This is a genomic window from Gemmobacter fulvus, assembly GCF_018798885.1.
GTDB lineage: Bacteria > Pseudomonadota > Alphaproteobacteria > Rhodobacterales > Rhodobacteraceae > Gemmobacter > Gemmobacter fulvus.
This window is the reverse complement of the sequence record NZ_CP076361.1, coordinates 1,775,041-1,788,047: the sequence shown is the minus strand read 5'-3', so window position 1 is coordinate 1,788,047 and position 13,007 is coordinate 1,775,041. Positions and strand designations below refer to the sequence as shown.

Annotated in this window: 12 protein-coding genes; 10 read left to right on the top strand and 2 right to left on the bottom strand. The window is 65.5% G+C overall.

Annotated elements, in window-relative coordinates; genetic code table 11:
- Positions 1–113 precede the first annotated feature (113 nt).
- The 9 genes from KM031_RS08760 to nadC all read left to right on the top strand — a co-directional run bounded on the left by KM031_RS08760 (position 114) and on the right by nadC (position 10,248).
- Positions 114–998, top strand: a complete 885-nt coding sequence (locus tag KM031_RS08760) for a LysR substrate-binding domain-containing protein (protein ID WP_215506239.1) — start codon at positions 114–116, stop codon at positions 996–998.
- A 139-nt stretch (positions 999–1,137) separates the two neighbouring features.
- Positions 1,138–2,181, top strand: a complete 1,044-nt coding sequence (locus tag KM031_RS08755) for an ABC transporter ATP-binding protein (RefSeq protein ID WP_260691891.1) — start codon at positions 1,138–1,140, stop codon at positions 2,179–2,181.
- A gap of 68 nt (positions 2,182–2,249) precedes the next feature.
- Positions 2,250–3,365 (top strand): ABC transporter substrate-binding protein, encoded by a 1,116-nt coding sequence (locus tag KM031_RS08750; protein ID WP_215506241.1) that lies wholly within the window; start codon positions 2,250–2,252, stop codon positions 3,363–3,365.
- Between the two features lie 53 nt (positions 3,366–3,418).
- Complete coding sequence (locus tag KM031_RS08745) at positions 3,419–4,240, top strand: ABC transporter permease (RefSeq protein ID WP_215506242.1); 822 nt, start codon at positions 3,419–3,421, stop codon at positions 4,238–4,240.
- Positions 4,237–5,055: an ABC transporter permease gene (locus KM031_RS08740; protein ID WP_215506243.1), complete on the top strand. Its 819-nt coding sequence runs from the start codon at positions 4,237–4,239 to the stop codon at positions 5,053–5,055. Before KM031_RS08745 ends, KM031_RS08740 begins: the two co-directional genes overlap by 4 nt.
- Before the next feature lie 3 nt (positions 5,056–5,058).
- The gene (locus KM031_RS08735; protein WP_215506244.1) at positions 5,059–6,684 is read left to right on the top strand and encodes a 5-guanidino-2-oxopentanoate decarboxylase; all 1,626 of its coding nucleotides are present in this window, start codon (positions 5,059–5,061) and stop codon (positions 6,682–6,684) included.
- 113 nt (positions 6,685–6,797) lie between these two features.
- Entirely contained in the window at positions 6,798–7,859 is a 1,062-nt protein-coding gene (gene nadA / locus KM031_RS08730; RefSeq protein WP_371878988.1) for a quinolinate synthase NadA, read from the top strand.
- Positions 7,856–9,412, top strand: coding sequence for an L-aspartate oxidase (locus tag KM031_RS08725; protein WP_215506245.1), 1,557 nt, complete (start codon positions 7,856–7,858; stop codon positions 9,410–9,412). The genes nadA and KM031_RS08725 overlap by 4 nt, the downstream gene beginning before the upstream one ends.
- Positions 9,412–10,248, top strand: a complete 837-nt coding sequence (nadC, locus tag KM031_RS08720; RefSeq protein WP_215506246.1) for a carboxylating nicotinate-nucleotide diphosphorylase — start codon at positions 9,412–9,414, stop codon at positions 10,246–10,248. The genes KM031_RS08725 and nadC overlap by 1 nt, the downstream gene beginning before the upstream one ends.
- A gap of 18 nt (positions 10,249–10,266) precedes the next feature.
- Here the strand turns inward: nadC and KM031_RS08715 are convergent, their stop codons facing one another.
- Positions 10,267–11,229, bottom strand: a complete 963-nt coding sequence (locus KM031_RS08715; protein ID WP_215506247.1) for an Lnb N-terminal periplasmic domain-containing protein — start codon at positions 11,227–11,229, stop codon at positions 10,267–10,269.
- Positions 11,226–11,963: a bifunctional 2-polyprenyl-6-hydroxyphenol methylase/3-demethylubiquinol 3-O-methyltransferase UbiG gene (ubiG, locus tag KM031_RS08710; RefSeq protein ID WP_215506248.1), complete on the bottom strand. Its 738-nt coding sequence runs from the start codon at positions 11,961–11,963 to the stop codon at positions 11,226–11,228. The genes KM031_RS08715 and ubiG overlap by 4 nt, the downstream gene beginning before the upstream one ends.
- A gap of 57 nt (positions 11,964–12,020) precedes the next feature.
- Here ubiG and pip point away from each other — a divergent pair, with 57 nt between their 5' ends.
- Positions 12,021–13,004, top strand: a complete 984-nt coding sequence (gene pip / locus KM031_RS08705; protein ID WP_215506249.1) for a prolyl aminopeptidase — start codon at positions 12,021–12,023, stop codon at positions 13,002–13,004.
- Positions 13,005–13,007: the final 3 nt, after the last annotated feature.

Sequence of the window (13,007 nt, the reverse complement as noted above, 5' to 3'; positions counted from 1 at the left end):
CGGATCGGGCGAAGTGAAACCTTTTCGCGGGATCGGCAAATGATTTTCACCAATCTCTGGCCAGCCCGGTGCGGGGGCGCTAGGCTGGTGCGGATCTGACAGGAACCGCTGCTATGTCCCGCATCCCTTCAACCCAGGCCCTGCGCGCGCTGGAAAGCTTTGCCCGCCACGGCACGGTCTGGCAGGCGGCGGACGAGCTGAACCTGACCCGCAGCGCCGTCAGCCACCAGTTGCGCTTGCTGGAGCGGGATCTGGATTTCCGGCTGATGAACCGCATCGGCACAAGGGTGGAACTGACGCCGCAGGGGCTTGCCTATGCCGCCGATGTGCGGCGTGCGCTGTCGGCGCTGGCAGGCTCTGCCACGCGCCATGCCGGGCGGGGCATCAGCGGCGCGCTGACCGTCAGCTGCCCGCCCGGATTTGCCTCCAGCTGGCTCTGCACCAAGATCGGGCGCTTCAATGCCGCCTTTCCCGATGTGGCGCTGTTGCTGGTGACGCCCCGGCGTCTGGATGATGTCAGCAACCCGGATGTGGATCTTTTCATTACCTTCGGGCTGGGAAACCAGCCGGATATGCAGGTGGAGCTGCTGAAAGAGGTCGAATTCACGCCGCTGTGCAGCCCCGCGCTGCTGAACCGGCTGGATGGGCTGGGCAATCCCAGAGATCTGTCGCGCGCCACCCTGCTGCACCTGACGGATTTCGACGATTGGACCAGCTGGTTCCGCCTGTCGGGGCTGCCCGAGGCAGGCAGCCGCACCGGGCTGCGATTCTCGGACATGAATCTGGTCTATTCCGCCGCGCTGTCGTCGCAGGGGGTGGCGATGGGTGATGAATTCATCTGCCACGAGGCGATGGCCAATGGTCTGCTGATCCGGCCCTTTGATCTGGCCATCCGCTCTCCCCGGTCATATTTCATGATCGTGCCGCCGGAAAAGGCGGAAAATCCCACGGTTGCTGCCTTTCGCGGCTGGCTCAGGGCGGAACTGCCGCAATCCTGAGCCAAGGCGTGGCTTTACCCGCATCGACAAATTTCATTCCCCGATTGGACGAAAAACTTTCGTTTGCCATGATTGCGCCCCCGTCCCTAGGGTTTTGCAATCAATGGCGCTGACCATGCGCAGAACGGGGAAATCCAGGGTGACAAAAGCCGCAGAGATACGGGCAGCAGAAATCGGGGCCCATCAGATCGGCAAGACGTTCGGGCGCTTCACCGCGCTGGAGGACATCAGCCTGACCATCGGGCGCGGCGAGTTTCTGACACTGCTCGGCCCGTCAGGATCCGGCAAGACCACCTTCCTGATGATCCTGTCGGGGTTCGAGGCGGCAACCTCGGGTCGGCTGACGCTGAACGGGCAAGATGTGACGCAGATGCCCGCCGAAGATCGCGCCTTTGGCATGGTGTTTCAGGGCTATGCGCTATTTCCGCATATGACGGTGGAGGAGAATATCGCCTTCCCGCTCAAGGTGCAGCGGCGCGGTGCGGCGGATATCAAGCGCCGCGTCGCCGATATGGTGGAAATGGTGGGGCTGGGCGGCCATGGCCACAAACGCCCCTCCGGCCTGTCGGGTGGGCAACAGCAGCGCGTGGCGCTGGCCCGCGCGCTGGTCTATGCGCCGCCGGTGCTGCTGTTGGACGAGCCGTTTTCCGCATTGGACAAGAACCTGCGCGGCCAGATGCAGGACGAGATGCGCCGCCTGCACCGCGAAACCGGTACCACCTTCGTATTCGTGACGCATGACCAGTCCGAAGCGCTGGCGCTGTCGACCCGCATCGCGATTTTCGAAAAGGGCCGCTTGCAGCAGGTCGCCGCCCCGCGCGAGGTGTACGAACGCCCGGCCAATCGGTTTGTGGCGGAATTTCTGGGTGATATCAACATCCTGCCGCTGGTGGATGGCCGGTTTGAAGGTCAGGCGGTGCGCGCCGATGCCGGGCAAGGGGCGCATCTGGCGATCCGGCCGGAATATATGCAGCTGCATCTGGCCTCGCCTGCAAGTGGCAATGCCATCGCCGCCAGTTTGCAGGATCTGACCTATCTGGGCGCCGAGACGCGGTTGAGCCTGCGCAGCCCCGGCGGTGTCGATCTGGCGCTGAGCCTGCCCACCGCGCAGCTTCCTGCGGGCCTTGCCCCCGGTGTGGCCGTCTGGGCCAGCTGGCCTGATGACCGTGGTTTCTTTCTGTGACGACGCGCTGCCGGGCAACGGGCGGCACCTGTGATCTTGCACCAATAACCATAACAGGGATGACGACGATGAATGAACATTTCGAACGCGACTGTCTGGAGATCCTCGCAACGCGGGCGCAGCGCGGTCAGATCAGCCGCCGCAGTTTCGCGCAACTGGCGGCGGTGTTTCTGGGCACGACGGCGCTGGGCCTGCGCGGCACTGTCGCCATGGCGCAAAGTGGCGAGCTGGTGTTCGTCAACTGGGGCGGCGATGCGGGCACTGCTTATGATGAGGCCTATGGCAAGGCCTTCCTGGCTGATGCGGGCATCACCGTGAAACAGGATGGCTCGGGCCCGACCGAAGGCGCGATTGCGGCGCAGTTTGAAAGCGGCAAACCCAGCTGGGACATCGTGGATGTCGATCCCTTCTCGGCCGAGGCGCTGGGCAAGAAGGGCATGATGGAGCCGATTGACTATGCCGTGGTCGATCGTGCCAAGATGCGCGAGGGCTTTGGCTGGGATTACGCCGCCTCGACCTATTTCTATTCCTATATCATCGCCTATGACGCGACGAAGTTTGGCGATACCCCGCCGAAATCCATGGCGGATTTCTTTGATGTCGAAAAATTCCCCGGCAAGCGCGCCATGTACAAATGGGGTGTCGGCATGTGGGAGGCGGCGCTGCTGGCCGATGGCGTGGCGCCTGCCGATCTCTATCCGCTCGATCTCAAGCGCGCGCATGACAAACTCGCCGCGTTCAAGGACAATGTGGTGGCTTTCTGGGGCGGCGGATCGGAAAGCCAGTCGCTGCTGCTGAATGGCGAGGCGTCGATGGCGCTGATCTGGTCCACCCGTGCCAAGCTGATCGAAGAGGATTCGGGCGGCGATGTGAAGTTCATCTGGGATCAGGGCCTGATCGCCCCCGGTGCGATGGGGGTGATCAAGGGCAATCCCGCTGGGGCCGAGGCGGCGATGAAATTCATCGCCTCGGCGCAGGATCCCGAAAAGCAGCTGGTGATGTTCCGCATGTTGGGCCAGGGACCGGCCAACCCGGCAGCCGATGCGCTGTTGCCGCCGGAAGAGGCGCGCTTCAACCCGGTGGATCCGGCCAATTTCGCGCTGCAAATCCCGCTCGACATGCCGTGGTACGAAGAAAACTACGGCCCGGCGCTGGATGAATACCTCAAGATCATCTCGGCCTGATCCTGCGCTCTCTCTGGCGCTGCGCCGGAGAGAGCTTTTTCACGAGGCGCTGCATGACCCAATCTTCCCGCCTGATCCTGCTGCTCGGCCCGCTGATGCTGTTTCTGGCGCTGACCTATCTGCTGCCCTTTCTGGGGGTGCTGCGCTGGAGCGTGACCCTGCCGGAACCGGGCCTGGGCCAATACAAGGCGGCGCTGACCGATCCGCTGGTGCTGACGGTGTTCTGGCGCACCATCCGCATCTGCGCGATGGTCACGCTGGCATCGGTGGCGGCAGGCTATGTCGTTACGCTGGCCTGGGTGCGCGGCGGGCCTGCGCTGAAACTGGCGGTGGAGCTGTGCATCCTGATCCCGTTCTGGATTTCGGTGCTGACCCGTGCCTTTGGCTGGCTGGCGCTGCTGTCGAACAAGGGCATTCTCAACGGCTGGCTGCAAGGGCTGGGCGTGTTGTCAGAGCCGCTGACCATGGTGCGCAACGAATTTGGCGTGGTGGTCGGCATGACCCATTTCCTGATCCCCTTTGCGGTGTTCCCGCTCGCCTCGGCCATGCGCAATGTCGATGAACGTGTGCTGATGGCGGCGCGCGGCATGGGGGCCTCGCGCACGCGGGTGTTCTGGCAGGTGTTCGTGCCGATGACCCGCGCGGGCATCATGGGGGCAGGGCTTGTGGTCTTTGTCTTTGCGCTGGGCTTCTTTGTGACCCCGGCCATTCTGGGGGGCGGACGCAGCGTGATGGTGGCGGAACTGATTTACCTGCGCATTTTCCAAAGCCCGGACTGGGGCCTTGGCGCCGCCATCAGCGTCATTCTGATGCTGGGTGTGGGCGCGCTGTTGGCCGCGTTGCTGCGGCAGACCAAGCAGGGGGCGGCAAGATGACGGCGCTGCGCCCCGGCCTGCTGGCCACCACGCTTGCCGCGCTGATTGCGGTGTTCCTGATGATGCCGCTGATCGCGGTGATTCCGGTCAGCTTTACCCCCACGCGCTATCTGGCCGTGCCCGAGGATGTCTGGTCGCTGCGCCACTATCAGTCACTGATCGACAATCCGGCCTGGGCGCAGGGGGTCTGGCTGTCGATCCGCATCGGGGTGGTGGCGGCACTGGTGGCCACGACGCTGGCGCTGACGTTCAGTCTGGGCATCTGGATGATCCAGCCGCGCTTTGCCGGGCTGCTGATGGGGCTGGCCCTGCTGCCGATGGTGGCCCCGCCCGTGGTCTCGGCGCTGACGCTGTATTTCTTTCTGATCTCGCTCAGCAAGGTGAACAGCTTTGTCGCCTATGACACCTGGGCCGGAGTTGCACTGGCCCATGCCGTGATGATCGCGCCGTTTGCGGTGGTGCTGATCACGGTGGCCCTGTCGCAGGTGGATCGCCGCATTGATCTGGCGGCGCGCAGCATGGGGGCAGGGCTGGCGATGCGGGTGTTCCGGGTGATCCTGCCCAATATCCGCTTTGGCATCCTGACCGCGCTGTTCCTGACCTTCGTGCTGTCCTGGGAGGAGATCGGGGTGACGCTGTTCATCACCTCGGTTCAGGCGGTGACGCTGCCGCGCATGATGTGGATGGGGCTGCGCGACAATATCGACCCGGCGATTGCCGCCATTTCGGTGGTGCTGATCGCCATTGTTGTGGCCGTGGTGCTGGGCAAAACCGCGATACAGGCGTTGCAGGCACGCCGACACGAGAAAGGCTGACAGATGCACACAGGCACCGAGACAAGCACCGGGGTCTATCTGACCCGGTTGCTGCGCAGCTATGGCGTCGACACGGTTTTTGGTATTCCGGGCGTGCATACGATCGAGCTCTATCGCGGCCTTGCGGGCAGTGGCATCCGCCATGTGACGCCACGCCACGAACAGGGCGCAGGTTTCATGGCTGATGGCTATGCGCGGGCCTCGGGCAAGGTGGGGGTCTGTTTCATCATCTCCGGCCCCGGCATGACCAATATCACCACCGCGATGGGGCAGGCCTATGCGGATTCGGTGCCGATGCTGGTGATTTCCACCGTCAACGCCCATGGCCGCATGGGATCGGGTGAAGGCTGGCTGCACGAATTGCCGGACCAGCGCGGGCTGATTGCCGGGGTGTCTGCCTTCAGCCGCACGGTGAACCGGCCCGAGGAACTGGCCCCGGCCCTGGCGCAGGCCTTTGCGGTGTTTGATGGCGCGCGCCCGCGCCCGGTGCATCTGGAACTGCCGATTGACGTGATGCTGGCCCCGGCCCCCAACCTTACGCTGCCCGAGCGCCCGCTGCGCCTGTCGCGGCCCGGGCCTGCGCCGGATCTGGTGGCCCAGGCTGCGGCACTGCTGTCGGCGGCGCAGGCCCCGGTGATCCTTGCGGGTGGAGGTGCGGTGCGGGCAACCGCCGTGCAGGCACTGGCCGAGGCGCTGGATGCGCCGGTGGTGATGACCACCAACGCCCGTGGCCTGTTGCCGCCCGACCATCCGCTCGGCGTCAACCTGACCGCCTCGATGCCCGCGCCGCGCGCAATGATCGCGACGGCGGATGTGGTGCTGGCGCTGGGTACCGAACTGGGCCCGACGGATTACGACATGTATGAGGATGGCGGGTTTGCCATCAATGGCACCCTGATCCGCGCCGATATTGATCCCTGTCAGATCCTGCGCGGCGTGATGCCGGATCTTGGAATGGTGGGCGATGCCGGATTGACGGCGGCGGCGCTGCTGGCGGCGATTGCCCCGCGGCTGCCGGGCAGCGGGGCCGCGCGGGCCGCCGCGGCGCAGGCGGGACGCGCTGCTTTGCCCGAGGCGATGCAGGGCGACCTGCATCTGCTGAACATGGTGCGGGACACCTTGCCGGATGCGCTGATCGTGGGCGATTCCACCCAGCTTGTCTATGCGGGCAACGTGGCCTTTGCCGCCGCCACACCGGGCAGCTATTTCAACTCGGCCACCGGATATGGCACGCTGGGATATGGCCTGCCTGCGGCCATCGGGGCGCGGCTGTCGGGGGACCGGCCGGTGGTGGCGCTGTCGGGGGATGGCGGCGTGCAATTCGTGCTGGCGGAACTGGCAAGTGCCGCCGAGGCGCAGGTGCCGCTGATCCTGATGCTGCATGACAACAAAGGCTATGGCGAGATCAAATCCTATATGCTGGCGCAGAACGTGCCGCCCCTTGGGGTGGATCTGCTGACCCCTGATCTGGCGGCGATTGCCACCGCCTGCGGCTGGCAGGTGGCACGGCTGACGGCACTGGCCGATCTGCCCGGCCTGTTGCGGCAGGGCGCGTCCGGCACCGGGCCGATGATGGTGATTTTTGGCGAGGCGTTGCGGGCCGAGGCGGTGGCGGCCAGCCGGGGCTGACCACCCGGATTGTTTGTAAACATCCAAAAACGACCATTTTTCAATAGATTGCGTCATAACGGCCAGTCGTGTAACAGCGCCGGGCACCCAGCCCCCTGCGAGGCCTGACCGATATGACGCTGTTGACCGACCTCTCTCCGATGCGCGCCGAACTGGCCCGCCATTACGATCTGCGCCCCTCGATGCAGGCGGCAGAGGCGACGCGCGACATTCACGCGCGCATGGCGCGGGTGGTGCCGCTGGCCGATTGGGCGCGCCATGCCCCCTATGTGCTGGCGATCAACCGCCTGAAGGCCGAGCGGAACGCGGTCATTCTGGCCCATAACTACATGACGCCGGATATCTTTCACGGCGTGGCCGATGTGGTGGGCGACAGCCTGCAACTGGCGGTGAAGGCGGTTGAGGTTCAGGCGGATGTGATCGTGCAATGCGGTGTGCATTTCATGGCCGAAACCTCGAAGATCCTCAACCCTGGCAAGACGGTTCTGATACCCGACATGGGCGCGGGGTGCAGCCTTGCGGAATCGATCACGCCGGATGGCATCGCTCAGATGCGCGCGCAATATCCCGGCGCGCCCGTCGTCAGCTATGTCAACACCACGGCGGCGGTGAAGGCCGCCTCTGACATCTGCTGCACCTCGTCCAATGCGGCGCAGATCGTGGCGGCGATGGAGAGCGATACCGTCATCATGACGCCGGATCAGTATCTGGCGCAGAATGTGGCGCGGCAGGTGCCCGGCAAGCGGGTGGTCTGGTGGGAAGGCTCCTGCATCGTGCATGAACGGTTTTCGGCGGCGGATCTGCGCGATTTCCGCAGTTTCCAGCCCGATACTACGATCATCGCCCATCCCGAATGTCCGCCGGATGTGGTGGCCGAGGCCGATTTTTCGGGCTCGACCGCCGGTATCATCGACTTTGTGCATCGTATGAGGCCGGCCAAGGCGCTGCTGGTGACGGAATGTTCGATGGCCTCCAACATCGCGGACGAGCTGCCGGAGGTGGAGTTCGTCGGCCCCTGCAACATGTGCCCCTACATGAAGATGATCACGCTGGAAAAGGTGCTGTGGTCGCTGCATTCGATGACGACCCCGGTTGAGGTGGAGCCAGAGATTGCGGCGCGGGCGCGGATCGCGGTGCAGCGCATGATTGATCTGTCGCGGAAGCCTGCGGCATGACGCTGCACACGCCGCGCGTCATCATCATCGGCGCGGGGCTGGCGGCGCTGTCGGCGGCGCTGCGGCTGGCACCGCGTCCGGTGCTTCTGATTTCGCCCGAGCCACTGGGGGCGGGGGCCTCGTCGGCCTGGGCGCAGGGCGGCGTGGCGGCGGCGATCGGGGCAGGCGACAGCGCCGAAAGCCATGCGGCGGATACCATCCGCGCCGGGGCGGGCACGGTGGATCCGGCTGTGGCGGCGCTGGTCACGCAGGCGGCGCGCGGTCATATCCTGGATCTGACACGGTTGGGCACGCCGTTTGATCGCACGGCGGCGGGGGATTATGTGCTGTCGCGCGAGGCGGCGCATGTCTGCGCGCGCGTGGTGCGGGTGCAGGGCGATCAGGCCGGGCGCGAGATCATGGCGGCGCTGGTGCGCGCGGTGCGGGCCACCCCTTCGGTGCAAGTGGTCGAAGGAGTGATGGCCTCGGCGCTGGCGGTGACTTCGGGGCGGGTGAGCGGTGTCTGGCTGGAACGCGCCGATATGCCTTCGGCTCCGCTGCGGGTCGAGGCGCCTGCCGTGCTGCTGGCGGGGGGGGGATCGGGCGGGCTTTATGCCGTCACCACCAATCCGGCGCGGATTCGCGGGCAGGGGATCGGCATGGCGGCCCGGGCCGGGGCGGTGATTGCCGATGCCGAATTCGTGCAGTTCCACCCGACCGCGATTGCCTGCGGCGAAGACCCGGCCCCCTTGGCGACCGAAGCGCTGCGGGGCGAAGGGGCGTTGCTGATCAATGACCGTGGCGCGCGCTTCATGCTGGCCCATCACCCGGATGCTGAGCTTGCGCCGCGCGATGTGGTGGCGCGGGCGATCTTTGCCGAATCGCAGGCCGGGCGGCACCCGATGCTGGATACCCGCGCCTGTCTGGGAGACGAGATCCTCAGCCGCTTTCCGGCAGTGGCGGAGGCCTGCGCCCGCGCGGGGATCGACCCGGTGACCCAGCCGATTCCGGTGGCCGCTGCGGCGCATTACCATATGGGCGGGGTCGAGGCGGATCTGTGGGGGCGTGCCTCGCTGCCCGGCCTGTGGGTCTGTGGCGAGGCGGCCTGTACCGGGCTGCATGGCGCGAACCGGCTGGCGTCCAACGGCCTGCTCGAAGCGCTGGTCTATGCCCATCGGGCGGCGGATGACATTGCCGCCCGCCTGCCCGCCAGTGTCGAAGCACCGCCCTTGGCCTTGCGCTTTGCGCAGGGGGGCGCGGGAACAGATCCGGCTGTGGTGGCGCAATTGCGGCGGGTGATGACGGATCACGTGGGCGTGCTGCGCGATGGCGCGGGGCTGCGCCGGGCGCTGGACCGTATCGCCGCGCTGGCCGCAACGGCCTCTGCCAGTGCCGCGCTGGACAATATGTTGGCCACGGCCACCCTGATCACCAGCGCCGCCTTGCTGCGCCGCGAAAGCCGGGGCGGGCATTTCCGCACCGATCATCCCCTTGCCGATCCGGCGCAGGCGCAACGCTCGCGCCTGTTGCTGGATCAGGCCGAAAGCCTGCGTGACATGAAGGAACCTGCCTGATGCTGCCTGATCTTCTGCTGGAACCGCTGGTTCGTGCCGCATTGATCGAAGATCTGGGCCCGATGGGTGATGCAACCTGCCGCGCGGTGATTCCGCCGGGCCTGACCTATGCGGCGCAGCTGAATGCCCGGGCGGCGGGCGTGGCCTCGGGTCTGCGCATTGCGGCCATGGCCTTCCGTCTGGTGGATCCTGCGCTGCGGATCGAGCCGCTGCGGACGGATGGACAGCCCTTTGCGGCAGGCGATCCGCTGTTGCGCATCAGCGGCAGCGCCAGTTCGATCCTGATGGCGGAACGGGTGGCGCTGAACTTTGCGGGGCGGCTGACGGGCATTGCCACGCTGACCGCCGCCTTTGTGGCGCAAACCGCCAGGCACAAGGCGCGCATCACCTGCACCCGCAAAACCACGCCCGGCCTGCGCGCGGTGGAAAAAGAGGCGGTGCGCCATGGCGGCGGCGCGAACCACCGCTATGGCCTGTCGGATGCGATCCTGATCAAGGACAACCATATCGCCGCCGCAGGTGGGGTGCGCGCGGTGCTGGCGGCGGCGATGGCCGCACGCTCGCATATGATGCGGATCGAGATCGAGGTGGACCGGCTGGATCAGCTGGCCGAGGTTCTGGCCATCGGCGGGGCCGATGTGGTCTTGCTGGACAATATGACCACGCCGCAACTGGCCGAGGCCGTGGCGCTGGCCGCAGGGCGCGTGGTGCTGGAGGCTTCGGGCAATATGGCGCTGCCGCGCATTGCCGAGGTGGCGGCAACCGGGGTGGATTACATCTCGGTGGGGGCGCTGACCCATTCTGCCCCGGTGCTGGACCTCGGGCTCGATTTCTGATCGCAGGGGCCAGCGCCGTCAGGGCGCGGGCCTGCCCGTCTCACGGATCCAGGCGGAAAAATCGGCCTCCGCCGGTGCGGCCTGCGCGCGGGTACTGATCCGGGCCTGTTCGCGGATGTCGGCCAGAGAGCCGCTGCCCTCCAGCACGCCCAGCCGGTGCAGCCAGTCCGGCAGGCGGCCTGACAGCAGCAGGCTCGGGTCCAGCCCCAGATCGGGCTTCAGCACCTTGACCAGATGCCACACCACCGTCGTGCAATTGCTGGTGATCGTGTTGTAGAAGCGCGGCGCCCGGTTCAGCTCATTGCCCAGCTCGACATAACGCAGGAACACCGCGCGCAATTGCTCTGGCGTCAGGCGCAGCGGATAGAGCCGCACATCCTCGCCCCGAAAATTGCTGCGCAGCTTGACGATATCGGCCTCGTCCGCCGCGATCAGTGCCAGTTCGAACTGGCGGAAGAATCCACCAAGCGAGCTGAATTTTTCATCCGCCTCGCGCCGGATTTCCACCGAAAACACCACATGCCGCCCATCGGCAAAACCGAAGCTGACCAGCAGATGCGCGATGTCCGGGCTGGACCAGACCGAGGTGATCATGTCGGCGCCGGTCAGCTGGCGCAGATCATAGACCCCGCTTTGCCATGTCTGTTCCGCCGTGTCGCGGGTCTGCCAGCGGAAGGCGCGCAGATTGTGCAGGGTCACCTGATCGCCCGCCACCTCGCCATGCACGATCCGCGCCACATCGGGGGCCCAGTCGCGGTCCTGTCGCGGGGTCAGCGTCAGATACCAGACCGCCAGCAGCGCCGACAGCAGGCCCAGCCCGGCCCAGCCCCAGCCAGAGGACAGCCGCAGCCAGATCACCCCGGCCACCGCCAGCACGAACAGCCCCACCACCCAGCGGGCCGACGGAAATTGCACCCAGAGCGCCGTGCCCGCCCATGCCGCACCAAGGATCAGAAGGCCCCAGAACAGCACGGATTTCACCGCTTCACGCTGGCGGTGACGTAATTGACAGACAGGTCGCGGGCAGACAGGCTCCAACTCCAGCCAAGCGGGTTGAACACCATGCCCTTGCGATCCACCGGATCCAGACCGGCGCGGCGGATCAGGTCGTAAAGCTCGTCCGGGGTGATGAACTTCTTCCAGTCATGCGTGCCTTTGGGCAGCCAGCGCATCACATATTCGGCGCCGACAATCGCCATGGCAAAGCTTTTGGCATTGCGGTTGAGCGTGGAACACAGCATCAGCCCGCCGGGTTTCAGCAAGTGCTGGCAGGCGGTCAGATAGGCCAGCGGATCGGCCACATGCTCCACCACCTCCATGTTCAGCACCACGTCGAACTGCTCTCCGGCATCGGCCAGGGCTTCCGCGGTGGTGTGGCGATAGTCGATGGTCAGGCCCATCTGTGCGGCATGGATCTCGGCCACCGGGATGTTGCGCGGGGCGGCATCGGCCCCGACCACGGTTGCCCCCAGCCGCGCCATCGGTTCCGACAACAGGCCGCCGCCGCAGCCGATATCCAGAATCCGCAATCCGGCAAACGGCAGCGGGCCGCGCAGTTCACGCCCGAATTCGGCGGCGATCTGGCTGGTGATATAATCCAGCCGACAGGGGTTCATTTCGTGCAGCGGTTTGAACTTGCCCTGCGGATCCCACCATTCGGCTGCCATCGCCTCGAATTTCGCCACTTCGGACGGGTCAATCGTGGATATGGTCATGGTTGGTCCTTCCGGTTTCTGTGGCAGCGTCGCCTCCGCGCGTTATATAGTGCGATCATGGATCACAGATCAGGCCAAAAGCGCGCAGTCGAATATCTTTACCCGCCGGTCGAGCCGTTCGACCAGCGCATGATTGATATGGGCGACGGGCATCGGGTGTATATGGAGCAATGCGGCAATCCGGCGGGGGTTCCCGTTCTGGTGCTGCATGGCGGGCCGGGCGGCGGGTGCAGCCCGGCGATGCGGCGCTATTTTGACCCGGCAATCTATCGGGTGGTGCTGTTCGATCAGCGCGGCTGTGGCCGGTCGCGGCCCACGGCCTCGGTTCTGGCGAATACGACATGGCATCTGGTGGCGGATATCGAGGCCATCCGCGCGGCGCTGGACATTGAGCGGTTCATTCTGTTCGGGGGAAGCTGGGGCGCGACGCTGGCCCTGATCTATGCAATCAGCCACCCCGAAGCGGTGCGCCATCTGGTGCTGCGCGGGGTGTTTCTGGGCCAGAAAGCCGAGCTGGAGTGGTTTTATGGCGGCGGCGCGGGTGCGTTTTTTCCCGAGCTGTGGGCGCGGTTTGTGGAGCCGATTCCCGAGGCAGAGCGCGGCGATCTGGTGGCGGCCTATCACCGCCGCCTGTTTTCCGGCAATATGGTCGAGGAAATGCGCTATGCGCGGCTTTGGGCGCAGTGGGAAAATGCGCTGGCGGCGATTGCCGCCGATGGCGGACATTATGAAAGCCCGTCGGAATATGCCCGCGCGTTTTCACGGCTGGAGAATCACTATTTCCAGAATGCGGTGTTTCTGGAGGCCGATGGCTGGATTCTGCGCGAGCGGCACCGGATCGAACATCTGACGGCGACCATCGTGCAGGGCCGCTATGACATGATCTGCCCGCCGCTGTCGGCGTGGAAGCTGGCGAAGGGCTGGCGCGGATGTGATTTGCGTATGGTGACGATGGCAGGCCATGCCCTGTCGGAACCGGGCATCTCGTCAGAGCTTGTGCATGTGATGGATGGGCTGCGCCCGCTGATGAAGGACGACTGACAC

Coding starts and splice junctions, on each gene's coding strand:
- KM031_RS08735 (WP_215506244.1), top strand. CDS start 5,059: ATGCACACAGGCACCGAGACAAGCACCGGGGTCTATCTGACCCGGTTG.
- nadC (WP_215506246.1), top strand. CDS start 9,412: ATGCTGCCTGATCTTCTGCTGGAACCGCTGGTTCGTGCCGCATTGATC.
- KM031_RS08760 (WP_215506239.1), top strand. CDS start 114: ATGTCCCGCATCCCTTCAACCCAGGCCCTGCGCGCGCTGGAAAGCTTT.
- ubiG (WP_215506248.1), bottom strand. CDS start 11,963: ATGACCATATCCACGATTGACCCGTCCGAAGTGGCGAAATTCGAGGCG.
- KM031_RS08750 (WP_215506241.1), top strand. CDS start 2,250: ATGAATGAACATTTCGAACGCGACTGTCTGGAGATCCTCGCAACGCGG.
- KM031_RS08725 (WP_215506245.1), top strand. CDS start 7,856: ATGACGCTGCACACGCCGCGCGTCATCATCATCGGCGCGGGGCTGGCG.
- pip (WP_215506249.1), top strand. CDS start 12,021: ATGGATCACAGATCAGGCCAAAAGCGCGCAGTCGAATATCTTTACCCG.
- KM031_RS08745 (WP_215506242.1), top strand. CDS start 3,419: ATGACCCAATCTTCCCGCCTGATCCTGCTGCTCGGCCCGCTGATGCTG.
- nadA (WP_371878988.1), top strand. CDS start 6,798: ATGACGCTGTTGACCGACCTCTCTCCGATGCGCGCCGAACTGGCCCGC.
- KM031_RS08740 (WP_215506243.1), top strand. CDS start 4,237: ATGACGGCGCTGCGCCCCGGCCTGCTGGCCACCACGCTTGCCGCGCTG.